Here is a 22,398-nt window from a genome sequence, read left to right as displayed (position 1 = left end):
GCGCTTCCCGGTCCGCCCGCGGGCGATCACAGGGTGATCTGGCCGTGGCGCAGCGCCTCGATGACCGTGTGGGTCTTGTTCGAGGCGTTCATCTTGTCGGCGGCGTTCTGGAGATGGGCGTGGACGGTGCGCTGCGAGATCGCCAGAAGCTCGGCGATCTCGCCGGCGGTCTTGCCGATCGCCGTCAGCGACAGCACGTGGCGTTCGCGATCGGAGAGGTCTCCCGGGCGGGCACGTTCCAGCCAACCGATGCGCGCAAGACTCTGCAGGGCGGCCTTGCAGAAAAAGGAGAGCTCGTCGAGGGCGTCGGGCGTGATCGCGAGGGCGGCTCCGGCGAGCATCACGCAGCCCTGCCAGGGACGCGGCTCGCGCATCGGCAGCACCACCACCGAAGCGTCGGCGCCACCCGCCGCGGCGAGCAGATCGGAACCCGCGAGGGCCGGCGGAGGGGCCGCGGCTCCATCGGCAGAGAGCGGGTGGAGACCGCCGTCGCGGACGACGAAGGGCCGGTCGCGCGTCAGACACCACGACAGCAGCGGATCGCTCGGCGCGATGTCCAGGAGGTGGCCGCCGGAGCGCATATCAGGCCAGTTCAAGCGGACGACGAGCTTCGCCATGCCCCGCCGCGGCAGGGGCAGTCCGGTGATCAGCACGTGCGTGGCGCCCAGTCGGCGCAGACGGCTCTCGAGCGCCTCCAACACCCGACCGCCGTCGCCCTCCACGGAAAAGCGAGCCGCCTCTCCGTAGAGCCCTTCAGACTCTCCCCTGCCCATTCCTCTGGTCTCCCCCTCGAAAGGACACTGAGACCGTTCCCCAAATCGTTCAATTGTCGGTTTTACGAGGGGTTGACGTAAGCGTCACCCTACGAAGGTTTCACGGCGGAAAGGGCCGATTTCGCGCCTCCCTACCATCGTCTAATTCCAGATTCCGCGGAAATCCCCCCTATCGGGACAGCGATCGAGGCGCGACAATGTCGCGCGGGCGGAAGCGCTCTCGGGAGGCGACCTTCGTCCTTCCGTGACGCTACGGATACCGACGATCGCGCCGGGGAACCATCGTTCGTCGTCGACGGACGAGGGTTCCGATGAAGACGCCGTGTCCCCGCGAGGGGCCGCGTCAGACGTGGGAGACGACGGTGAGCGCGAAGGCTACGGGACTGATGGGGTCTTTCGACCCGCGCGGCTGGGACGACTGGGTCGGCGTGGCGACCAAGGCCTTGAAGACGGTGCCGTTCGATCGGCTGAAGTCCTCGACCGCCGACGGCATCACGATCGAGCCGATCTACGAGGGCAACCCGACCCCGGCGCCGCTCGGCGCGCGCACGGCGGGCAAGCCCTGGACCGTCATGGCCCGCATCGACATCCCCGGCAACAAGACCGCCAACGCCCAGGTGCTCGACGATCTCGTCGGCGGCGCCTCCGGCCTCGACCTCGTCTGTGCCGAGAGCCCGAACGCCTACGGCCACGGCCTGACGATCTCCTGCGACGGCTGCGTCAAGACGTTGCTCGGCGGTGTCCATCTCGACCTGATCCCGATCCGGCTCGACGCCGGCCATCGCAGCGCCGACGTCGCCGACATCCTCCTCGGCGTGGCGCGCGAGCAGGGCAAGACGCTCGATCTCTCGGTGATCAACGATCCGGTCGGCCTCCTCGCCGCGACCGGCAAGATCGGCACCAAGGCGGAGGACGCCATCGCCGCCGCCGCGGAGGCCGCCAAGCGCTTCCCCGGCACCGCGCTCGAGGCCGACGGCCGCGTCTGGCACGCCGCCGGCGCCTCCGAGGTGCAGGAGCTCGCCGGCCTGATCGCCACGGCCGTGACCTATCTGCGCGCGCTCGAGGCGGCCGGCTTCGACGTCGCGGATGCCGCGTCGAAGATCGGCTTCACCGCGGTCGCCGACCAGAACCAGTTCCGCTCGATCGCCAAGCTGCGCGCACTGACGCTCTTGTGGGCCCGCGTGCTCGAGGCCTGCGGCGTGGCCGCCAAGGCGCCGCGCATCCATGTCGAGACGGCCCGCCGGATGATGGCGCGGCGCGATTCCTTCACCAACATGCTGCGTACCACCATCGCCACCTTCGCCGCCGGCGTCGCCGGCGCGACCTCGGTGACGGTGCTGCCCTTCACCCAGGCGATCGGCCTGCCGGACGCCTTCGCCCGTCGCGTCGCCCGCAACACCCAGTCGGTGCTGATCGAGGAATCGAACCTGCACCGCGTCGCCGACCCGGCGGCGGGCTCCGGCCTCGTCGACACCGAGACGGCCGAGATGGCCGAGCGCGCCTGGGCGCTGTTCCAGGTGATCGAGGCGGAAGGCGGCATCGTCGCGGCGCTGCGCTCCGGTTCGCTCCATGCCAAGGTCGCCGGCGTCGCCAAGACCCGCATCGACGCCATCGCCAAGCGCCGCGAGCCGGTGACCGGCGTCTCCGAGTTCCCCAACATCGCCGAGGGCACCGTCGCCGTGATGGACACGCCCGCGCCGACGCCGCGCACCGTGCCGCCGGTCGAACACGTCACCGCCTTCGTGCCCCATGCGCTGGGCGAGGCCTTCGAGGGCCTGCGTGATCGTGCCGACGCCGCCGGCATCCGGCCGACGGTCTTCCTCGCCAATCTCGGCCGCATCGCCGACTTCACGGCGCGGTCGACCTGGGCCAAGAACGTCTTCGAGGCGGGCGGCATCCAGGCGCTGACCAACGACGGCTTCGCCTCGATCGAGGCGCTGTCGGCGGCCTACAAGGCGTCCGGCGCCCAGGCCGCGGTGATCGCCTCTTCCGATGCCGTCTACGACGAGCAGGCGGTGAAGGCGGCGACCGCGCTGGCGGATGCCGGCTGCGAGATCCTCTATCTCGCCGGCAAGCCCGCCGACGCGGAGAAGAAGGCGGCCTACGCCAAGGCCGGTGTCACCGGCTTCGTCCATGTCGGCATCGACGTGGTGGCGACGCTCTCCGACGCGCTCGACAAGCTCGGCGCCTGATCGACCCCGAGGGGCGGACGACGCCCCTCGCCTTCCGATCGTCGATCTTGCGCGAAGCCGGATCGACGGGAATTCTTCCCCGCGGGGCCGTGGGCGCGCAGCGCGACCCGGAACCGGAGACCGAGGAGAGGCCGATGAGCCGCATCCCTGACTTCAGCAGCGTTCCCTTCTCCACCGTCGCCGTGCCGGCCTCCGCCGAGGGCGCCGAGGTGTGGACGACGCCGGAAGGCATCGACGTCAAGCCGGTCTACGGCGCGAGCGACCTCGAGGGCCTCGACTTCCTGAAGACCTGGCCGGGTCTGCCGCCGTTCCTGCGCGGCCCCTACCCGACCATGTACGTCAACCAGCCCTGGACGATCCGCCAATACGCCGGCTTCTCGACGGCCGAGGATTCCAACGCCTTCTATCGTCGCAACCTCGCGGCTGGTCAGAAGGGTCTGTCGGTCGCCTTCGACCTCGCGACCCATCGCGGCTACGACTCGGATCATCCGCGCGTCACCGGCGACGTCGGCATGGCGGGCGTGGCGATCGATTCGATCTACGACATGCGCACCCTCTTCTCGGGCATCCCGCTCGACCAGATGAGCGTGTCGATGACGATGAACGGCGCGGTGCTGCCGATCCTGGCGCTCTTCGTCGTCGCGGCCGAGGAACAGGGCGTCGACCAGTCGAAGCTCTCGGGCACCATTCAGAACGACATTCTGAAGGAGTTCATGGTCCGCAACACCTACATCTATCCGCCGATTCCCTCGATGCGGATCATCGCGGACATCTTCGCCTACACGTCGCAGAACATGCCGAAGTTCAACTCGATCTCGATTTCCGGCTATCACATGCAGGAAGCGGGCGCGACGGCGGACCTGGAACTCGCCTACACGATCGCCGACGGCATCGAATACATCCGCGCCGGCCGCGCCGCGGGTCTCGACGTCGACGCCTTCGCCCCCCGCCTGTCGTTCTTCTGGGCGATCGGCATGAACTTCTTCATGGAAGTGGCGAAGCTGCGCGCCGCCCGCCTGATCTGGGCGAAGCTCGTCCAGCAGAACTTCCAGCCGAAGTCGGACAAGTCGCTGAGCCTGCGCACCCATTCGCAGACCTCGGGCTGGTCGCTGACGGCGCAGGACGTCTTCAACAACGTCGTGCGCACCGCGATCGAGGCGATGGCGGCGACGCAGGGCCACACCCAGTCGCTCCACACCAATGCGCTCGACGAGGCGCTGGCGCTGCCGACCGACTTCTCGGCCCGCATCGCCCGCAACACCCAGATCCTGCTGCAGCAGGAGAGCGGCACCTGCAAGACGATCGACCCGTGGGGCGGCTCGGCCTATGTCGAGCGGCTGACGGCCGAGCTCGCCGAAAAGGCGATGGCCCACATCGCCGAGGTCGAGGAACTCGGCGGCATGGCCAAGGCGATCGAGGCCGGCATCCCGAAGCTCAGGATCGAGGAAGCCGCCGCCAAGACCCAGGCGCGCATCGACAGTGGCTCGCAGACCGTCGTCGGCGTCAACAAGTACAAGCCCGAGAGCGAAGCCGCCATCGACGTGCTCAAGGTCGACAACTCGGCCGTCCGCGCGGCGCAGATCGAGAAGCTGAAGCGCCTCAAGGCCGAGCGCGTCGAGGCCGACACCCAGGCGGCGCTAGCGGCGCTGACCGCCTCGGCGGCGTCGGGTGAGGGCAACCTGCTCGACCTCGCGATCAAGGCGGCGCGCGCCAAGGCGACCGTCGGCGAGATCTCGATGGCGCTCGAGCAGGTGTTCGGCCGGCACAAGGCCGAGATCAAGTCGATCCAGGGCGTCTACAAGCGCGAGGTCTCCCGCATGAGCGATGCCGTCGAGAAGGTGCAGCAGCTCGTCGCCGAGTTCGAGACGAACGACGGCCGCCGTCCGCGCATCCTGGTCGCCAAGATGGGCCAGGACGGCCACGACCGCGGCCAGAAGGTGATCGCCTCGGCCTTCGCCGACCTCGGCTTCGACGTCGACATCGGACCGCTGTTCGCCACCCCGGAAGAGGCCGCTCGTCAGGCGGTGGAGAACGACGTCCACATCGTCGGCGTGTCGTCGCTCGCCGCCGGCCATCTGACGCTGGTGCCGGCGCTGAAGGCGGCGCTGGAGGCGGAAGGCCGCGGCGACATCATGATCGTCGTCGGCGGCGTGATCCCGCCGCAGGACTTCCAGGCGCTGATCGACTTCGGCGCCGCGGCGATCTTCCCGCCCGGCACGGTCATCGCCGACGCCGCGGTGAAGCTGATCGCCGACCTCAACGCCAAGCTCGGCTACGGCCCGGCCGCCGCGGCGGAGTGATCGGCAGGCATCGACCTCGCGGACGAGACATCAGGCCCGTCGGGTTCGCCCGGCGGGCCTTCGTCGTCTTCGGGCCCCACCGTACGAGGGCGGGAACCCCGCGACCGGCGCGGGTCTCGGCGATCCGAAAGGTGCGGGCGTGACAGCGCCGCCGCGTCGCCTTATTCGACATTCAAAGCAAGACGAACGTTGATTCGAAAGGGTATCGAATGGCGAACCAGCCTGTCGATCGGAGCGGCCTGCGCCTCGGCGCGGCCTCGGTTCTCGGCCTGACCCTGGCGGCGCTGGCCGCCTGTGCCCCGACCGGCGACAGTTTTGGCACCGGCCCCTCCCGCCCCGCCTTCCAGGCGACCGGCGACACGTTCCTGCAGATCACGGCGCAGGGTGCCGGCCCGATCGGCGCGGCGACGCCCTTCTCCTCCAAGGCGGTCACCGCCCAGCTGCCCGGCTATTCGACCGGCACCGTCACCATCGGCCTCGAGACCTCGACGCCGGAGGCCATGGTTCTGTTCAAGGACGCCTACGGCGGCCGCATCCAGGTGCTGCACATCCTCGGCCAGGGCGGGCGGATCGCCCAGATCCACGGCGTCACCCATCACGTCGTCGGCCCGGCCGGCGAGCGCGCCGGCATGACCTTCCGCGAGACCGGCACCGATCCCTCGACCTGCCGCATCGGCACCGACCTGTGGCTCGGCATGGCGATCTGCAAGTCGCGCGGCGCCTCGAACGTGACGCTGACCTTCTCGTTCCAGGGCGAGGCGGCGATGAGTTCGCAGCTGCCCCCGCGCCAGATCCTCGACACCGGCATGCTCCAGAGGATCATCTGGACTCCGCCGGGCTGAGGCGCGGCGTGGTGTTCGCGCCGGAACGAGACGTTCCGGCGCGACTTCAGGGGTACGAGGTGAAGGTGTGCACGGCGATCTTGCCGTCGCGGACCACCAACGTGTCGGTCGCCAGCGTCACCGTCGGCTCCGAACGCCAGGTGAAATAGGCGACCTCGCCGTGGACGCACTTGGCGAGAAGCGTGAACGCCTCCCAGAACTGCGGCGTCGCACCGTCGAGGAACGCCTGGAAGAAGGCGCGGATCTCGTCGCGGCCACGAAACGCCCTGTCGTGCATGATCAGCACGGAATCGTCGCCGTAGTCGGCGAGGATCGCGTCGATGCCCTCGGCGAAGGCGCCGAGATGGTGGGCGAACACGTCGGCCGTGGTCGCGACGGCGTCTCGCGCCGAATGATCTGCTGTACTGGTCACGGGGGTCTCCCTCGATCGGGTCTCGTCGATGTCGGGGCGAGGCGACCGGCGCACGGCTTCCGCCGCGGCCGGCCACCGGGCCTCAGGCGGCCTTCGCGGCGTCGAGATGGGCCTGCCAGGCGCCCTGCGCCTCGTTCCAACCGATGTTGGCGATGACGGTGGCATCCGGCCGGATGAAGGCGAGCGGACCGGAGAAGGTCATGTAGAAGGCGCTGTCGACCGGGAAGCTGGTCTTGTCGTGACGGGCGCCGGAGGACTCGAAGCCGTAGCCGGGCGCCACCGCCGTGTCGCCGCCGGCCGCCTTGCCGCCGCGCACGTCCATGCGGCCCTTGTAGAGGAAGTACTCGCCCGGGCCGGTGTGGAAATGCGCCGCGAAGGACGACCCGGCCGGGCATTCGAAGATCGCCGTCCAGGTGCCGGCCTCCGGCGACACGTGCAGCAACCGCCAGGTGATGCCGCCGGCCGAGAAGGCGTCGGGGAAGGGCGCCCACGGACCGTCGTCGATCTGGACGTATTCTTCGGGAGTATGGGGCTTCATGGGGTTTCCTCTCTCGCGTTTCGTTTTCGAGATCTCCGCGGCGCTCGCGCCGACGAAGACGTTCCGGGGCCGTTCGCCGGCCTTCTCTTTCGGAAACGGTAGGGCGGGCCGTCCGATTACGCATTTCCACTGATGCACACCGACGCGACCGCCCGTGCATCCCGCGGCCGCTCGCATCGATCGGATCGCTTCGAAATCATAAAATTCGTCAATACCTTGCGGGCCGGCGACGCGATCGGAGTGCACGCTCGGTGGCGCCGGAGTGCACGCAGGGGCAGATCGCGGGGCACGCGCAGTTGCTATTCGGTGGGCGATCAGCCGTCACCGACCGACGAGGCCCCCATGGACACCACCGACCGCGCCGCCACCGACGGCTTCGTGTTCAATCAGACGATGCTGCGCGTCCGCGATCCCGAGACCTCCGTCGCCTTCTATCGCGACGTGCTCGGGATGACGCTGCTCGACCGTTTCGATTTTCCCGACATGCGCTTCTCGCTCTACTTCATGGCGCATGTCCGGCCGGGCGACGGCCCGGTTCCCACCGACGATCTGGAGCGTGCGCGCTGGGTCTTCCGGCGTCACGCGACGCTCGAGCTGACCCACAACTGGGGCACCGAGAGCGACCCGACCTTCGCCGGCCATCACGACGGCAACACCGAGCCGCGCGGCTTCGGCCACATCGGCTTCTCGGTTCCCGACGTCCATGCCGCCTGCGCCCGTTTCGAGGCGATGGGGGTGCGGTTCGTCAAGCGGCCGGACGAGGGTCGGATGAAGGGGCTCGCCTTCATCCGGGATCCCGACGGCTATTGGATCGAGATCCTCTCCGCCCCGTCGCTCGCCGCGATGCTCAGGGGGGCGTGAGCGACGGACGCCGCGCGCCGCGCCGTCCTCACGACCGCGCGGCGGGATGGCCCGCGCCGGCGATCAGGTCGGCGCGGAACGCCTGGGGCGAGACGCCGAATTCCGCCTTGAAGCGGCGACTGAAATGGGTGGAGTTCTGGAAGCCCCAGCCATAGGCGATGTCGGTGATGGTCCGACCCGCCATCTTCGGGTTCTCCAGCTCGCGGCGGCAGCGGATCAGGCGCTGACGGATGATGTACTGCTGCACCGTCGTCCCCTCGCCTTCGAAGAGCGCGTGCAGGTAGCGCAGCGAGACGCGCTTCGCCTGGGCGATCAGTACCGGCGACAGGTCGGGATTGCCGAGATTGGCGTGGATGTGGTCCTTGACCGTCGCGAGCCGCGTTTCGCGCAACGTCGTCGGCCCGTCCTCGCGGTCGATGCCGAGCACGTTGACCAGGATGCCGAGCACGGCTTCCGTCAACGCCTCGCTGTGGCGCAGGTCGCCCGCCAGGAACGACGGCGAGAGCGAGCCGACGATCGAGGACAGGAGCCCGGCGCCGGCGGAGCCGCGCGGCAGACACCCCTCGATCGAATGCCACTCGCTCGGCAGCCAGCTGCGCAGCCGCGCCAGCGGCATGGTGACGGAGATCTTGCGGAGCCGCTCCGTCACCTCGAAACGCATCGGCCGAATGGAGTTCCACAGGAGCACGTCCCCCGGGCCGAGATCGACGCGCTTCTCGCCGATGGCGAAGGTCTCACGACCCGAGAGAACCAGCTGGACGGTGATGGATTCGCGGCCGTCGACGCCGATCTCGGCGCGGGTGCGCCGGGCGCCGCAGGGGTCGCAGGCACAATCGACGATCTGGAAGCCGCCGACGGCGCGATGGGTCAACTGTGCGTCGAAACCGGAGCCGGTCGGACGGTCGACGTCCCAGGCGCCGTAGACGCGCTGCAGAATGTCCTGCCAGGCATCGTAGCGATGCGTGGCGGCGATGTCGCGCGTATCCCACCGCGCTCCCGCCTCCGTCGGCATTGCCCGTCCTCCCGATTATTATTGTTTCGTGATCGTCGAGCACTCGACATGTAGAATATCGGAGGGCGTCGTCAAAGCGAAAGTCGAAGACGAGGGCGGTCGATCGACCTGCGCTCGGCAAGAAGCGGGGCGCTCGACCGCCGTTCGCCATGGTCGTCGCGGCGCGAACGACGTTGGCCGCATCCCATTCGTCTCGCCGGAGCAATGACGAGCGGCGCCGGGCGACGCATTCATACCCTTGAGTTACAAGGCGTTTTTGCAACTCGTTCGAAAATCGTCTGGACACCGCCGGGTCGATGGTGGCAGGGAGAATGACGCCGTCCCGCCGGTCGCCCGACGCAGAGAGCATCGCCGATGTCCACATCCTCCTTCGCCCCGCCGACGGCGGGCCTCGCCCATGTCTCGGTCGATGCCGCAGGCGACGTCTCGATGACGCCGCCCGAGGCTCGGCCGACGCCGGTCCATGCCGCGCGCGACGTGCCGGTCGAGGAACTCGCCGCCCGGATCGTCGCCGGCGACCGCTCGACGCTCGCCCGCGCCATCACGCTGGTGGAGAGCCGCAAGCCGGAGCATCAGGCGAAGGCGCGTCTTCTCGTCCAGGCGCTGCTGCCGCACACCGGCAAGGCCCATCGCGTCGGCATCACCGGCGTGCCCGGCGTCGGCAAGTCGACCACCATCGATCAGCTCGGCGCCAATCTGACCGCCGCCGGCCACAAGGTGGCGGTGCTGGCGGTCGATCCGTCCTCGACGCGGACGGGCGGCTCGATCCTCGGCGACAAGACGCGCATGGCGCGACTGGCGGTCGATCGCAATGCCTTCATCCGCCCCTCGCCCTCCTCCGGCACGCTCGGCGGCGTCGCCGCCAAGACGCGCGAGACGATGCTGCTGTGCGAGGCGGCGGGCTTCGACGTCATCCTGGTCGAGACCGTCGGCGTCGGCCAGTCGGAGACGACGGTCGCCGGCATGGTCGACTTCTTCCTCGTCCTGATGTTGCCCGGCGCCGGCGACGAGTTGCAGGGCATCAAGAAGGGCGTGCTCGAGATCGCCGACATGATCGCGGTCAACAAGTCGGACGGCGACAATGCCGTGCGCGCCCGTCAGGCGGCGTCGGAATATCGCGCGGCGCTCAACATCATGGCGGCCAAGTCGGCCGCCTGGACGCCGCCGGTGGTGCTGATCTCCGGCCTCGCCAACCAGGGCCTCGACGCCATGTGGGAGCAGGTCGAGACGCATCGCACCAAGCTCGAGGCGACCGGCGAACACGCCGAACGCCGCCGCGTGCAGCAGGTCGCCTGGATGTGGTCGATGCTGGAAGAGCGCGTGATGCAGGCGCTGCGTCACGACACCCGCGTCGCCGGCCGCCTGACCTCGCTCGAGGCCGGCGTCCGCGACGGCACCGTCTCGGCTTCGCTGGCGGTCGACGAGATCGCCGGGGCGCTGGGGATCTGATTCCCCGGCACGCGGTTCACTCGAAGGCGGCGAGGAACTTCGCGAGCAGCGTGTCGAGGGCGCGACGTTCGTCGTCGGAGAGCGCGCCGACCAGCGCGACCTGCGTCGCCACGTGATCGGTCACCGCCGCCTCGACCCGCGCGAGCCCGGCCGGCGTCAGCGCGACCAGCACGCCGCGACCGTCCTGCGGATTGGCGAGACGTTCGACCAGACCGGCGCGCTCGAGCTGATCGATGCGGTTGGTCATCGTTCCCGAGGTGACCATGGTCGTGGCGAGGAGATCGCCGGGCGACAGGCGATGGGGCGCTCCGGCGCGGCGCAGCGTCGCCAGGATGTCGAAACTCGACGGCGACAGGTCGTGACGGGCGAGCGTGCTCTCGATGGCGTGGCGCAGATGGGTGGTCAGACGCGTCATGCGTCCGAGCAGCCCCATCGGCTCGACGTCGAGGTCGGGCCTTTCGCGCCGCCATTGGGCGAGGATCGCATCGACATGGTCCATGGCGCGACGTGACAACGAAGCCCCGATCGGGTCAAGCGTCGAGATATCTCGACATCGAGATATTTTCATCTATCTTGACGTCGAGACAAATGGAGCGACCGATGAAACTCGGCGACCTCGCGACGACGGCCCTCGCACCCGCGATCTGGGGCAGCACCTATCTCGTCACCACCGAATGGCTGCCGCCGGATCGGCCGCTGACGCTGGCCTTCCTCCGCGCGCTGCCCGCCGGGCTGATGGTGCTGGCGCTGACGCGGCGGCTGCCGTTCGGCGTCTGGTGGGGGCGCGTCTTCGTGCTCGGCGCTCTGAACTTCACGATCTTCTGGGCCTGCCTCTTCGTCGGCGCCTATCGCCTGCCCGGCGGCGTCGCCGCGACGCTCGGGGCGGTGCAGCCGCTCGTGGTGATCGTGTTGCAGCGCGTGATCGCGGGCACGGCGATCAGCCCGGCGCGGGTGGCGATCGGCGTCGTCGGCATTCTCGGCGTCGGCCTGCTGGTGCTCGGCCCGAAGGCGGCACTCGACGGGGTCGGCATCGTCGCCACGCTCGCCGGCGCACTGTCGATGGCGCTCGGTACCGTGCTGACCAAGCGCTGGCAGCCGCCGGTCTCGGCGCTCGCCTTCACCGGCTGGCAGTTGCTCGCCGGCGGGCTGATGCTGGCGGTGCCGGCGCTCCTGCTCGAGCCGACGCTGCCGATGCCGACGGCGTGGAACCTCCTCGGCTTCCTCCACCTCGGCCTGATCGGCGGGGCCTTCACCTACTGGCTGTGGTTCCGCGGTCTCTCCCGGCTGGAGCCGGCGGCGGTGGCGCCGCTCGGCTTCCTCAGCCCGCTGACCGCGGTGCTGCTCGGCAGCCTCGTGCTCGGCCAGATCCCGACGGCGATGCAGGCCGTCGGCATGGTCCTGGTGCTCGGCAGCGTCTGGGCGACGATGCGGGTCAGGGCCTGAGGGGTCGGAACCCCTCCCCGGCCCGGACCTCGCCGACGAGCTGCCCGTTCCAGTCCTTGATCTCCTGCCTGAGGAACCCCGCGAGCGCCGGGTCGTCCATGCGGCCGAGGAGCGCTGCGACCAGGGTCGCGACCGCCACTTCCGCGGCGCGGGTGGTGCCGTCGAGGCACTTCAGCGCGAGCGCCAGACCGAGCGTCGGCAGGGTCGCGACATAGACGCCCTCGGCGCCGATCTTCACATAGGCAGCGCCGTCGAGCGCCCGCGAGAGGTCGGTGCAGAGGCGGCCGGTGCCGGCGATCATGAAGGGCTCGGCGCGGGCGGCGTCGAGCAGCCGGCGCGCCGCCTTGGCCCGTTCGGGCGCGAGGCCGGTGCCGGTCTCGAGCTTCGCGAAGCCACGGGCGATCGCCGCCAGCGGGATCCCCCAGACCGGGATCGAACAACCGTCGATGCCGCGCGGCATGGTCGCGAGATCGACGCCGGTCACGTCCTCGAGCGCGGCGGCGATCTGGCGATGGAGCGGGTGGTCGACCTGTTCGTAGCCGGCCGGGTCCATGCCCTGATGGCAGGCGGCGCAGACGAAGCCGGCGTGCTTGCCCGAGCAGTTGTTGTGGAGGCGCGTCGGGCCGAGGCCGGCGCGGTGGAGCGCGCCGCGGTCGGCCTCGCGGCCGGGCCACTGCGGGCCGCAGGCGAGGCAGGTCTCGTCGCGGCCGGCGGTGGCGAGCATGGCACGGGCGGTCTCGACGTGATCCGTCTCGCCGGAATGCGACGCGGTGGCGAGCGCCAGTTCGCGGACGCCGAAGCCGAGGGCGTCGGCGGCGCCACTCTCGACCAGCGGCAGCGCCTGGATCACCTTGATCGACGACCGCGGATAGATCACACGGGTCGGATCGCCGGCCTGGGCGACGATCGCGCCCGCAGCATCCGCCACCACCCAGTCGACGGGATGCCGGCTCTCGACGAAGCCGCCCCGCACCACTTCGATCGTCGCCGTCACGCGTCCCTCCCCGCGATGTGCCCGGACACGCCCCTTCGGCGGCCGGAGCGCGATCCTTCCCCCATTCGTCCGGTCCGATCAACCCGCGAAGGCCCGGAAAACCGCCGACGAAGCGCAAGACCTTTCGCCGTCGCGCATCCTTTCGCATTGCGTGCAGTTTTCTGTCGCAGTGCAGCGAAAGTGCTTTTCCGGCGCCGACAACTAGGCCATTGTGCTGACGACGTTCGTCTAATTCACCGCGACATCGCGGAACGGGCGTCCGTCGTCGGGTCCTCCGGAGTGGATCCGCGGCGAATTCTAATCGTTTCGATCGCCTGTTGGGGGGCCCTCGTCCGTGCCGAAGATCAAGAAGTTGCTCGTCGCCAACCGTTCGGAAATCGCCATTCGCGTCTTCCGGGCGGCCAATGAACTGGGGCTCGCCACCGTCGCCGTCTTCGCCGAAGAGGACAAACTGGCGCTCCATCGCTTCAAGGCCGACGAAGCCTATCAGGTGGGCAAGGGGCTGGGGCCGATCGAGGCCTATCTGTCGATCCCCGAGATCATCCGCGTGGCGAAGCTCTCGGGTGCGGACGCGATCCATCCCGGCTACGGCTTCCTGTCGGAGAGCCCGGAATTCGCCGAAGCCTGCGCCGAAGCCGGCATCACCTTCGTCGGCCCGTCGTCGGACACGATGCGCCGGCTCGGCAACAAGGTGGCGGCGCGCAACCTCGCCATCTCGGTCGGCGTGCCGGTCATGCCGGCGACCGAGCCGCTGCCCGACGACATGGAACTGGTGAAGAAGGCCGCCCTCGCGATCGGCTACCCGGTGATGCTCAAGGCGTCGTGGGGCGGCGGCGGACGCGGCATGCGCGTCATCCGCGACGAGGCCCAGCTGATGCGCGACGTGGTCGCCGCCAAGCGCGAGGCCAAGGCCGCCTTCGGCAAGGACGAGGTCTATCTCGAGAAGCTGGTGGAGCGCGCCCGTCACGTCGAGGTGCAGATCCTCGGCGACACCCACGGCAACGTCGTCCATCTCTTCGAACGCGACTGCACCGTCCAGCGCCGCCACCAGAAGGTCGTGGAACGGGCGCCGGCGCCCTATCTCTCCGACGCCGAACGGGCGGAGCTCTGCGGCCATGCGGTGAAGATCGCGCAGGCGACGAGTTACGTCGCCGCCGGCACCGTCGAGTTCCTGATGGATGCCGACACCGGCAAGTTCTACTTCATCGAGGTGAACCCGCGCATCCAGGTCGAGCACACCGTCACCGAGCAGGTGACCGGCATCGACATCGTCAAGGCGCAGATCCACCTGATCGAGGGCGAGAAGATCGGCGTCCCCGGTTCCGGCGTGCCGCCGCAGGGGGCGATCCGGCTGAACGGCCACGCGCTGCAGTGCCGCATCACCACCGAGGACCCGGAGAACAACTTCGTTCCCGACTACGGCCGGATCACCGCCTATCGCGGTGCCATGGGCTTCGGCATCCGTCTCGACGGCGGCACGGCCTATTCCGGCGCGGTCATCACCCGCTTCTACGACCCGATGCTGGAGAAGATCACCGCCTGGGCACCGACGCCGGGCGAGGCGATCGCCCGCATGGACCGCGCGCTGCGCGAATTCCGCATCCGCGGCGTCGCCACCAACCTGACCTTCGTCGAGAACGTCGTCTCCCATCCGAAGTTCCGCGACTGCAGCTACACCACCCGCTTCATCGACGAGACGCCGGAGCTCTTCCGCGGCGCCCGTCGCCGGGACCGGGCGACCAAGCTCCTGACCTTCATCGCCGACGTCACCGTCAACGGCCACCCCGAGGTGCGCGGCCGCGCCACGCCGCCGACCGATGCGGCCAAGCCGATCGTGCCGGTCTTCGATCGCGAGATCGTGCCCGGTACCAAGCAGATCCTCGACGCGCGCGGCCCGAAGGGGCTGGCGGACTGGATGCTCGGCGAGAAGCGCGTGCTGGTCACCGACACGACCATGCGCGACGGCCACCAGTCGCTGCTCGCCACCCGCATGCGCAGCCACGACATCGTCCGCATCGCCGAGGCCTATGCCAAGGGCCTGCCGCAGCTGTTCTCGCTCGAATGCTGGGGCGGCGCGACCTTCGACGTCGCCATGCGCTTCCTCACCGAGGATCCGTGGGAGCGTCTCGCCCAGGTGCGCGAGAAGGCGCCGAACATCCTCCTCCAGATGCTGTTGCGCGGGGCGAACGGCGTCGGCTACGCCAACTATCCCGACAACGTCGTGAAATTCTTCGTCCGCGAGGCGGCGAAGGGCGGCGTCGACGTCTTCCGCATCTTCGACGCGCTCAACTGGATGGAGAACATCCGCCCGGCGATCGACGCCGTGGCGAGCGAGAACAAGGTGGCCGAGGCCGCCGTCTGCTACACCGGCGACATCCTCGACCCGGATCGGGCGAAGTACTCGCTGAAGTACTACGTCGAACTGGCCAAGGAGATGGAGAAGGCGGGCGCCCACATCCTCGGCGTCAAGGACATGGCCGGCCTCCTCAAGCCCGCCGCCGCGCGCGTCCTCTTCAAGGCGCTGCGCGAGGAGATCCAGATTCCGATCCACTTCCACACCCACGACACCTCCGGCATCGCGGCCGCGTCCGTTCTGGCGGCGGTGGATGCGGGCGTCGACGCGATCGACGCGGCGATGGATGCCTTCTCCGGCCTCACCTCGCAGCCCTGCCTCGGCTCGATCGTCGCGGCGCTGAAGGGCTCCGAGCGCGACGCGAACCTCGACGCGGCGACCATCCGTAAGCTGTCGTTCTATTGGGAAGCGGTGCGTGCCCAGTATCGCGCCTTCGAGAGTGATCTGCGCTCGGGGGCGTCCGAGGTCTATCTCCACGAGATGCCGGGCGGCCAGTTCACCAACCTCAAGGAACAGGCCCGCGGCCTCGGCCTGGAGGCCAAGTGGCACGACGTCGCCCAGGCCTATGCCGACGTCAACCGCCTCTTCGGCGACATCGTCAAGGTGACGCCGACTTCCAAGGTGGTCGGCGACATGGCGCTGGCCATGGTCGCGGCCGGGATCACGGCCGAAGAGGTCGCCGATCCGGCCAAGGACGTCGCCTTCCCCGATTCGGTCGTCCAGCTCTTCCGCGGCGACCTCGGTCAGCCGCCGGGCGGTTGGCCGAAGGCGCTGCAGGCGAAGATCCTCAAGGGCGCGCCGGCCTATACCGATCGCCCGGGTTCGCTGATGGCGGCGGCCGATCTCGAGGCCGTACGGGCGGACGCGGCGAAGAAGACCGGCCGGGAGGCGGCGGCGATCGGCGACACCGACCTCGCCAGCTACCTCATGTACCCCAAGGTCACCACCGACTTCTTCCGCATGCAGGACCTCTACGGCCCGACCTCGGCGCTGCCGACGCCGACCTACTTCTACGGCATGCAGCCGGGCGAGGAGGTCGCCGTCGACATCGAGAAGGGCAAGACGCTGGTGATCCTGGCGCAGGCCATCGGCGAGACCGACGAGACCGGTCAGGTCAAGGTCTTCTTCGAGCTCAACGGCCAGCCGCGCATCGTCAAGGTGCCGAACCGTGCGGCCTCGGCCAAGATCGTCGCCCGTCGCAAGGCGGAGGAGGGCAACGACGCCCATGTCGGCGCGCCGATGCCGGGCGTGGTCTCGACCGTGGCGGTCAAGGCGGGGCAGGAGGTCAAGGCCGGCGACGTGCTCCTCTCCATCGAGGCGATGAAGATGGAGACCGCGCTGCACGCCGAACGCGACGGCAAGATCGCCGAGGTGCTGGTCAACGCCGGCTCGCCGATCGATGCCAAGGACCTGCTGGTCGTCTACGGCTGAGGCCGATCGACGACCCGAACGACGACGAGGAGGCCTTCGGGCCTCCTTTTTCGTATTCGAGACAATTTCCCCGCCGGGCGCGCGACATTCGTTCACGCTTCTCCTCGAAGCGCGTGGAACGTACGATGATCTCGAGACTTCCTTAGGAGAGGAGGTCGATTCTCGCGAGCCGAACCGATAGATCGCGCAGTCGACGCGACCGGTCGACGAGGTCGATGCGAAGCGCGCGTCAACCATTCGGTAACGATCACGGCGCGAGGATCACGGGCAATGTTGCAGGGAGATGGATTCGTGTCGCTGCTGGTCTGCCTCGCGGTCCTCGTCGGTCTGGTGACCGGGCTGCGCTTCAACGTCCGAATGCTGGTCTGGCTCTGCCTGGCGGCGATGATCTGCGGTCTCGCCGCGGGCATGGCCGGCTACGCCGCGCCCGGACGCACGGTGCTGACGACCCTGGTCTCGCTGGTCGCCCTGCAGGTCGGCTATTTCGTCGCTCTGGTGATCGGCGCCATGCGGCTCGCGGAGAACCCGGCCCCGGCCGGCGAACACGCCGGCGTGCACGATCGACACGGTGAAGCCTCGCGTCCGACCGGCGCCTGACGCGCTCCGATCACGCCGGCAACGGCGGCAGTTCGATCGTCACGGCGAGACCGCCGGACGGCGCGTCGCCGAGGATCAGGCGCCCGCCCTGCCCTTCCACCACCGCTCGCGCGATCGCCAGACCGAGACCGAAACCCGATCCGGCATTGAGATTGCGCGACACGTCGCCGCGCACGAAGGGACGGGTCATCGCCTCGCGCTCCGCTTTCGGAATGCCCGGGCCGTCGTCCTCGATCTCGATCACCGCGGTCTCCTCGCGCAACGAGAGGCGCACGCGGGCGCGCTGGCCGTATTTCACGGCATTCTCGACGAGATTGGTCAGTGCGCGGGTGGTCGACTGCGAGCGCAGGCGACGTGACAGATGGTTCGGCCCTTCGTAGGCGACGTCGCCGCCGAGATCGACGGCGTTGTCGCAGATCGTCTCGATCAGCGACGCGAGATCGACCAGCGACGGCTCCTCGGCATGGCGCCCCTCGCGCAGATAGGTCAACGCCCCCTCGATCATCTCGCCCATCAGGTCGAGATCGCGGCGGAACTCCGTCTGCAGCACCTCGTCCTCGACGAACTCGGTGCGCAGGCGCATGCGGGTGATCGGCGTGCGCAGGTCGTGTCCCATGGCGGCGAGCATGCCGGTGCGGTCGGCGACGAGGTCGCGGATGCGGCGGCGCATGGCGTCGAAGGAGCGGGCGGCGACACGTACCTCCTCCGGCCCCTCGAGCGCCAGCGGCGATCCTTCCTTCTCGACGTCGAAGGCACGCGCGGCGGCGGCGAGCTCGCGCAGCGGCCGGACCAGCGCGACCGCGGCCCACAGCGCCAGCAGGAGCGACGTCACCAACGCGAGGCCGACCACCACGGTGGGAACCGCGATCTTGGGCGGCATCGGCGGCGGCAGGCGTGGCATCATGACCAGCCATTCGCCGCCGGTCAGACCGACGGCGAGGCGCATGACCTCGCCCGAGGGTCCCGCCGGCACGATCCGGATCGCCTGGACCCAGGGACTGATGTCGTCGATCAACGGACCGAGGTAACGGCCCGCGATCATGTTGGTCCCCGCCGGCTCGGCGTCGGGCGGCGGATTGCGATCGAGATCGAGCCCCAGCTCGGGAAAGATCGCCGCCATCTCCTCGATGCGGGCCTCGCGCGTCTCGCCCGGCGGCAGGCCGGCGATGTAGCGGACGATGGCATCGATATGGACGCGGACGATGCGCGGCGGCGGTTGAAAGATCAACGAACCGGCCACGACGATGATCTGCACCAGGATCGCCGAGGCGATCGCCACCAGCACCAACTGCCCGGCGAGCCGTCGGGGCCAGAAGTGCCAGGGAATCCGCATCAGGAACTCTCGACCTCCGCGGCGAAGAGATAACCGCCGGCGCGGACCGTGCGGATGATCTCGGGATGGTGCGGACTCGTCTCGATCTTGCGGCGAATGCGGCTGATCAGGATGTCGACCGAACGCTCGAAGGGACCGGCGACGCGGCCCTGCGTCAGTTCGAGCAGGCGGTCGCGCGACAGTACGCGACCGGGACGTTCGACCAGCACGCGCAGGAGGTCGAACTCGGCCCCGGTCAGGGCGACCTCGGCACCGTCGGCATTGACCAGCCGGCGCGCCGCGACCTCGAGGCGGTGGCCTTCGAAGACGTGGACGGCGAAGCGGGCGGTCTCGCTCGGACCTTCGCCCGCGGTCCGCCGCAGCACCGCGCGGATGCGGGCGAGCAGTTCACGCGGGGAGAAGGGCTTGCCGAGATAGTCGTCGGCGCCGAGTTCCAGCCCGGCGATCCGGTCGCCCTCGTCGGAGCGGGCCGTCAGGATGACGATCGGGATGCGACTGCCGCGCCGAAGGCGGCGGCAGATCGACATGCCGTCCTCTCCGGGCAGCATCAGGTCCAGCACGATCAGGTCGACGGTCTCGTCGGCCAGGCAGCGATCCATCTCGCCGCCGTCCGCCACCACCGTCACCCGACAATCGTTGGCGCGCAGGTAGCGCGCGACCAACGTGCTGATCTCGCGGTCGTCCTCGACGACCAGAATGTGAGGCGTCGGATACATTGCCCCGTCTTGCCATGGAAGGGACGATTCGCGCGCGATTATTTTGTTTCCGATCGATGTCGGGGACAAAAAACCTGAAGCTCCGCCGGTATCGCTTCGAATTGTTCCGAGCCGCGAACGGCCTCAGACGTCGCCGCGGGCGAGCGCCCTGAGCGCCTCGACCCGCGCGATCACGACCCTTTCGCGATCGACGCCGACGCCGTGCTCGCGCAGCTTGGCGAGACCGCGCGAGAAGCTCTCGGGCGTCATGCCGAGGCGGCCGGCGATCAGCGTCTTCTCGTAGGGAAACTCCAGCGTCGCACCGCCGCGGGCGCCGCCGGCGAGATCGGCGAGGAAGCCGGCGATGCGGCGGGTGGCGGGCAGGCTCTTCAGCCGCTCCAGTTCCTCCACCATGACGCGCAGATGGGCGGAGGCCGAGGCGAGCATCGGGAAGGCGAGGTCGGGGTCGGCGGTGAGGCGCGATCGCAGGCGGTCGGCGTCGAGCGCCAGCACGCGGCAGGGCGCGGCGGCCTCGGCGCCCGCGTGGGTCGGGATGCCGAGCAGGGCGGCGGCCTCGCCGAAGCTCTCGCCGGCACCGTTGATGGCGACGACGGTGTCGACGCCGTCCTCGGAGGTGCGCATCAGCTTCACCCAGCCGGAGACGACGAGGAAGAGCGTGTCGATCCGGTCACCCTCGAGGAACAGCACCTGCCCCTTGGCGAAGGCGCGCGGCGTGCGATCGCCGACGATGTCCCGGGCGAGCGCCTCGTCGATGTTGCGGAACAGCATGTTGCGGCGAACGACGGCGAAATCGGCAGCATCCATGGCGGTATCCTCAGAGACGGTCGCTCGCCTCGCGGGCGAACTGGGCGAGACGGGAGAGCGAGGCGATCTCGACACTGTCGCGTTCGACCGCGACGCCCTCGGCGCGCAGGGTGGCGAGCGCGCGCGAGAAGCTCTCGGGCGTCATGCCGAGGCGGCGGGCGATCAGCGCCTTGTCGTAGGGCAGCCGCATCCGCAGGCGGCCGGAAGCGCCTTCGCCCTGCACGCGCCGGGCGCAGGTGACGAGGAAGTCGGCGACCCGCTGGGGCGCGGCGTGCGCCTTCATCAGGCGGACCTGTTCCGACAGCGTCGTGGTGTGGTGGGCGATCGAGGCGAGGAGCGCGGTGGCGACGCGGCCGTCGGCGCGCATGGCGGCGCGCAGCGTCGCCGCCTCGATGCGCAGGAGCCGCGCCTCGGTCACCGTGTCGGCGGCGACGGGGAAGCGCCCGCCCATGAACATCACCGCCTCGGCGAAGCTCTCGCCGGCGGTCATCACCGACACCACCGCCTCGGACCCGTCGGGCAACAGGCGGTAGAGCTTCACCCAGCCGTCGAGGATGACCCAGAAGGCATCGGCCGGATCGCCCTGGCGCACGACGCTCGCGCCGCGGTCCCAACGCCGCGGCACGGCACCGGCGAGGACGGAGGCAGCGACTTCCGGATCCATGTGACGGAACATCGGTACCTCGCGAACGCGCGCGAGGTCGCCTGCGTCGATCTGAAACAGGGGACGGGGCTGGCCGGTCAAGCAGTGTCTCCATCGATCGCCTCGGTCGCGGGGGGAGCCCCTCGCGGACCGAAGACCGCGATCGTTATAGCGGAGGACGCGTCGCGTTCCATGCCTCTGCGTCGCATTTCGACGAATCCTCGGGTGTGCCACCGACACGCGGGCGAAATCGGTCAAGGACATTCGGCCGACGCGGCGCGAGAATGCCGGCTCCCGATCCGCCGGAGCCTCGCGATGATCACCCGCCGTACCGCCCTCTCGCTCCTCGCCGGTCTCGCCGCCGCCTCGGCGTCGGCACCGGCGCGAGCCGCGGCCCTGCCGATCTTCGGGCGCCGCCACGACGGGCGCGACGCCCGGCCCGACGACTTCCCCGAATGGCGGCTGGTCTATTTCGGTTACACCCATTGCCCCGACGTCTGCCCGCTCGGTCTCCAGACCATGGCCGACGCCATCGAGACGCTGGGCCCGCTCGGCGCGCATGTCTCGCCGGTCTTCGTCACCGTCGACCCCGCCCGCGACACGCCGGCGGTGATGGCCGACTACGTCGGCTTCTTCCATCCCCGCCTCGTCGGCATCACGCCGAGCGAGGAGGAACTCCGGGTGATGGGCAAGGCCTGGCGCGTGAAATACGCCAAGGTGGAGGTCGGCGAGGGCCGACCCTATCTGATGGACCACACCGCCAGCCTGCTGCTCGCCGATCCGGCGGGCGAGCCGGCCGGGCGGCTCTCCCACGATCTCGGCGGCGCGCGTTCCGCCGAACGGATCCGCGCCGCGATGGAGGCACGCAGTTGACGAGCGAGACCGGTCAGGGCGATCCGCTCGCCACGCATTTCGGCCGCCGAATCGTCTCGACCGACGAACGCCGGCGCCTGGTCCGATCGACCTTCGAGGCCGTGGCGCCGCGCTACGACCTGATGAACGACCTGATGAGCCTCGGCATCCACCGCCTGTGGAAGCGGCGATTCGTCTCGCTCGCGGCACCGCGTCCGGGCGAACGGGCACTCGACCTCGCCGGCGGCACCGGCGACGTCGCCTTCGCGCTCGCCCGTGCCGGCGCGACCGTGGCGGTGGCCGATCCCTCGATCGCGATGATGACGGTGGGCATGCAGCGGCCCGGCGGCGAGGCGATCGCCTGGGTCGAGGCGGAGGCCGAGGCCCTGCCCTTCGACGACGCCACGTTCGATCTCGTCACCATCGCCTTCGGCATCCGCAACGCGACGCGGATGGACGCGGCCCTCGCCGAGATCCGCCGCGTGTTGCGCCCCGAGGGGCGCTTCCTCTGCCTCGAGTTCTCGACGCCACGACCCTGGCTCGCGCCCTTCTATGGCCTGTGGTCGCGCACCGCGATCCCGGCGCTGGGCGCCGCCGTCTCCGGCCGGGTCGAGGCCTATCGCTACCTCGTCGAATCGATCGGCCGCTTCCCCGACCAGCCGACCTTCGCCGGCCAGATCGAAGCAGCCGGCTTCGCCGACGTGCAGTGGCAGGACCTCTCCTTCGGCATCGCCGCGATCCACGGCGGCCGGTGGCACTGAGCTCCGCCGTCGAGGTCGGATCGTCGATCGACGCATACGTCCACCGTCTTCCCCGCGCGTCGCGGCACGCCGCGGGAACGGAGGTTCGCGCG

At 69.6% G+C, this 22,398-nt stretch carries 20 protein-coding genes; 10 read left to right on the top strand and 10 right to left on the bottom strand.

Translation table 11 applies throughout. The features are described 5' to 3' along the window. Positions 1-26: 26 nt before the first annotated feature. Positions 27-773, bottom strand: coding sequence for a helix-turn-helix transcriptional regulator (locus ACT541_RS07220; protein ID WP_476135445.1), 747 nt, complete (start codon positions 771-773; stop codon positions 27-29). 362 nt (positions 774-1,135) lie between these two features. Between ACT541_RS07220 and ACT541_RS07215 the strand changes: the two genes are divergently transcribed. From ACT541_RS07215 to ACT541_RS07205, 3 genes are all read left to right on the top strand, one after another. After that, positions 1,136-2,965, top strand: coding sequence for a methylmalonyl-CoA mutase family protein (locus tag ACT541_RS07215; RefSeq protein ID WP_476135443.1), 1,830 nt, complete (start codon positions 1,136-1,138; stop codon positions 2,963-2,965). Positions 2,966-3,099: 134 nt separating this feature from the next. Then, positions 3,100-5,265: a methylmalonyl-CoA mutase gene (gene scpA, locus ACT541_RS07210; protein ID WP_476135441.1), complete on the top strand. Its 2,166-nt coding sequence runs from the start codon at positions 3,100-3,102 to the stop codon at positions 5,263-5,265. Between the two features lie 209 nt (positions 5,266-5,474). Continuing rightward, positions 5,475-6,107, top strand: coding sequence for a DUF1131 family protein (locus ACT541_RS07205; RefSeq protein WP_476135440.1), 633 nt, complete (start codon positions 5,475-5,477; stop codon positions 6,105-6,107). Positions 6,108-6,153: 46 nt separating this feature from the next. On the opposite strand, the gene ACT541_RS07200 is transcribed toward ACT541_RS07205, so the two are convergent. Both ACT541_RS07200 and ACT541_RS07195 read right to left on the bottom strand, forming a co-directional pair. Continuing rightward, positions 6,154-6,519, bottom strand: coding sequence for a nuclear transport factor 2 family protein (locus tag ACT541_RS07200; protein ID WP_476135439.1), 366 nt, complete (start codon positions 6,517-6,519; stop codon positions 6,154-6,156). A gap of 82 nt (positions 6,520-6,601) precedes the next feature. Beyond that, entirely contained in the window at positions 6,602-7,057 is a 456-nt protein-coding gene (locus ACT541_RS07195) for a cupin domain-containing protein (RefSeq protein ID WP_476135437.1), read from the bottom strand. Between the two features lie 342 nt (positions 7,058-7,399). Here ACT541_RS07195 and gloA point away from each other — a divergent pair, with 342 nt between their 5' ends. Next, complete coding sequence (gene gloA / locus ACT541_RS07190) at positions 7,400-7,918, top strand: lactoylglutathione lyase (protein WP_476135435.1); 519 nt, start codon at positions 7,400-7,402, stop codon at positions 7,916-7,918. Positions 7,919-7,946: 28 nt separating this feature from the next. Here gloA and ACT541_RS07185 read toward each other — a convergent pair whose 3' ends face one another. After that, positions 7,947-8,930 carry a helix-turn-helix domain-containing protein gene (locus ACT541_RS07185; RefSeq protein ID WP_476135433.1) on the bottom strand — a complete coding sequence of 328 codons (984 nt, stop codon included), beginning with the start codon at positions 8,928-8,930 and terminating at the stop codon, positions 7,947-7,949. A 429-nt stretch (positions 8,931-9,359) separates the two neighbouring features. Between ACT541_RS07185 and meaB the strand changes: the two genes are divergently transcribed. Further along, entirely contained in the window at positions 9,360-10,379 is a 1,020-nt protein-coding gene (gene meaB, locus ACT541_RS07180; RefSeq protein WP_476136059.1) for a methylmalonyl Co-A mutase-associated GTPase MeaB, read from the top strand. A gap of 16 nt (positions 10,380-10,395) precedes the next feature. Here meaB and ACT541_RS07175 read toward each other — a convergent pair whose 3' ends face one another. After that, positions 10,396-10,878 carry a MarR family winged helix-turn-helix transcriptional regulator gene (locus ACT541_RS07175; protein WP_476136057.1) on the bottom strand — a complete coding sequence of 161 codons (483 nt, stop codon included), beginning with the start codon at positions 10,876-10,878 and terminating at the stop codon, positions 10,396-10,398. Between the two features lie 101 nt (positions 10,879-10,979). On the opposite strand from ACT541_RS07175, the gene ACT541_RS07170 reads away from it, so the two are divergent. Next, positions 10,980-11,822, top strand: coding sequence for an EamA family transporter (locus ACT541_RS07170; protein ID WP_476135432.1), 843 nt, complete (start codon positions 10,980-10,982; stop codon positions 11,820-11,822). Here the strand turns inward: ACT541_RS07170 and ACT541_RS07165 are convergent. Next, entirely contained in the window at positions 11,812-12,816 is a 1,005-nt protein-coding gene (locus ACT541_RS07165) for an asparaginase (RefSeq protein WP_476135431.1), read from the bottom strand. The genes ACT541_RS07170 and ACT541_RS07165 overlap by 11 nt on opposite strands. A gap of 334 nt (positions 12,817-13,150) precedes the next feature. Here ACT541_RS07165 and pyc point away from each other — a divergent pair, with 334 nt between their 5' ends. Together pyc and ACT541_RS07155 are read left to right on the top strand one after the other, a co-directional pair. Next, positions 13,151-16,600 (top strand): pyruvate carboxylase, encoded by a 3,450-nt coding sequence (pyc, locus tag ACT541_RS07160; RefSeq protein ID WP_476135429.1) that lies wholly within the window; start codon positions 13,151-13,153, stop codon positions 16,598-16,600. 291 nt (positions 16,601-16,891) lie between these two features. Further along, the gene (locus ACT541_RS07155) at positions 16,892-17,197 is read left to right on the top strand and encodes a hypothetical protein (protein ID WP_476135427.1); all 306 of its coding nucleotides are present in this window, start codon (positions 16,892-16,894) and stop codon (positions 17,195-17,197) included. Positions 17,198-17,207: 10 nt separating this feature from the next. Here the strand turns inward: ACT541_RS07155 and ACT541_RS07150 are convergent, their stop codons facing one another. The 4 genes from ACT541_RS07150 to ACT541_RS07135 all read right to left on the bottom strand — a co-directional run bounded on the left by ACT541_RS07150 (position 17,208) and on the right by ACT541_RS07135 (position 20,726). Beyond that, positions 17,208-18,530: an ATP-binding protein gene (locus ACT541_RS07150; protein WP_476135426.1), complete on the bottom strand. Its 1,323-nt coding sequence runs from the start codon at positions 18,528-18,530 to the stop codon at positions 17,208-17,210. Then, positions 18,530-19,246, bottom strand: coding sequence for a response regulator (locus tag ACT541_RS07145; RefSeq protein WP_476135424.1), 717 nt, complete (start codon positions 19,244-19,246; stop codon positions 18,530-18,532). Before ACT541_RS07145 ends, ACT541_RS07150 begins: the two co-directional genes overlap by 1 nt. A 123-nt stretch (positions 19,247-19,369) precedes the next feature. Continuing rightward, a complete protein-coding gene (locus tag ACT541_RS07140; protein WP_476135422.1) occupies positions 19,370-20,050 on the bottom strand; it encodes a Crp/Fnr family transcriptional regulator in 681 nt (226 codons plus the stop codon). Positions 20,051-20,060: 10 nt separating this feature from the next. Then, on the bottom strand, positions 20,061-20,726 hold the full coding sequence (locus tag ACT541_RS07135) for a Crp/Fnr family transcriptional regulator (RefSeq protein WP_476135420.1): 666 nt from the start codon (positions 20,724-20,726) through the stop codon (positions 20,061-20,063). Positions 20,727-21,008: 282 nt separating this feature from the next. Between ACT541_RS07135 and ACT541_RS07130 the strand changes: the two genes are divergently transcribed. Together ACT541_RS07130 and ACT541_RS07125 are read left to right on the top strand one after the other, a co-directional pair. Beyond that, positions 21,009-21,566, top strand: a complete 558-nt coding sequence (locus ACT541_RS07130; RefSeq protein WP_476135419.1) for an SCO family protein — start codon at positions 21,009-21,011, stop codon at positions 21,564-21,566. Continuing rightward, positions 21,563-22,306 carry a class I SAM-dependent methyltransferase gene (locus tag ACT541_RS07125; RefSeq protein WP_476135417.1) on the top strand — a complete coding sequence of 248 codons (744 nt, stop codon included), beginning with the start codon at positions 21,563-21,565 and terminating at the stop codon, positions 22,304-22,306. The genes ACT541_RS07130 and ACT541_RS07125 overlap by 4 nt, the downstream gene beginning before the upstream one ends. Positions 22,307-22,398 lie beyond the last annotated feature (92 nt).

The organism is Pinisolibacter sp. DMC100, from assembly GCF_056313705.1.
This window is presented reverse-complemented; position numbering and strand designations above follow the sequence as displayed.

What these genes read in the sequence shown, in the direction of transcription:
- ACT541_RS07220 (WP_476135445.1), bottom strand. Translation starts at nt 773, where the DNA reads ATGGGCAGGGGAGAGTCTGAAGGGCTCTACGGAGAGGCGGCTCGCTTT.
- scpA (WP_476135441.1), top strand. Translation starts at nt 3,100, where the DNA reads ATGAGCCGCATCCCTGACTTCAGCAGCGTTCCCTTCTCCACCGTCGCC.
- ACT541_RS07205 (WP_476135440.1), top strand. Translation starts at nt 5,475, where the DNA reads ATGGCGAACCAGCCTGTCGATCGGAGCGGCCTGCGCCTCGGCGCGGCC.
- ACT541_RS07195 (WP_476135437.1), bottom strand. Translation starts at nt 7,057, where the DNA reads ATGAAGCCCCATACTCCCGAAGAATACGTCCAGATCGACGACGGTCCG.
- gloA (WP_476135435.1), top strand. Translation starts at nt 7,400, where the DNA reads ATGGACACCACCGACCGCGCCGCCACCGACGGCTTCGTGTTCAATCAG.
- ACT541_RS07185 (WP_476135433.1), bottom strand. Translation starts at nt 8,930, where the DNA reads ATGCCGACGGAGGCGGGAGCGCGGTGGGATACGCGCGACATCGCCGCC.
- meaB (WP_476136059.1), top strand. Translation starts at nt 9,360, where the DNA reads ATGACGCCGCCCGAGGCTCGGCCGACGCCGGTCCATGCCGCGCGCGAC.
- ACT541_RS07175 (WP_476136057.1), bottom strand. Translation starts at nt 10,878, where the DNA reads ATGGACCATGTCGATGCGATCCTCGCCCAATGGCGGCGCGAAAGGCCC.
- ACT541_RS07170 (WP_476135432.1), top strand. Translation starts at nt 10,980, where the DNA reads ATGAAACTCGGCGACCTCGCGACGACGGCCCTCGCACCCGCGATCTGG.
- ACT541_RS07150 (WP_476135426.1), bottom strand. Translation starts at nt 18,530, where the DNA reads ATGCGGATTCCCTGGCACTTCTGGCCCCGACGGCTCGCCGGGCAGTTG.
- ACT541_RS07145 (WP_476135424.1), bottom strand. Translation starts at nt 19,246, where the DNA reads ATGTATCCGACGCCTCACATTCTGGTCGTCGAGGACGACCGCGAGATC.
- ACT541_RS07140 (WP_476135422.1), bottom strand. Translation starts at nt 20,050, where the DNA reads ATGGATGCTGCCGATTTCGCCGTCGTTCGCCGCAACATGCTGTTCCGC.
- ACT541_RS07135 (WP_476135420.1), bottom strand. Translation starts at nt 20,726, where the DNA reads ATGTTCCGTCACATGGATCCGGAAGTCGCTGCCTCCGTCCTCGCCGGT.
- ACT541_RS07130 (WP_476135419.1), top strand. Translation starts at nt 21,009, where the DNA reads ATGATCACCCGCCGTACCGCCCTCTCGCTCCTCGCCGGTCTCGCCGCC.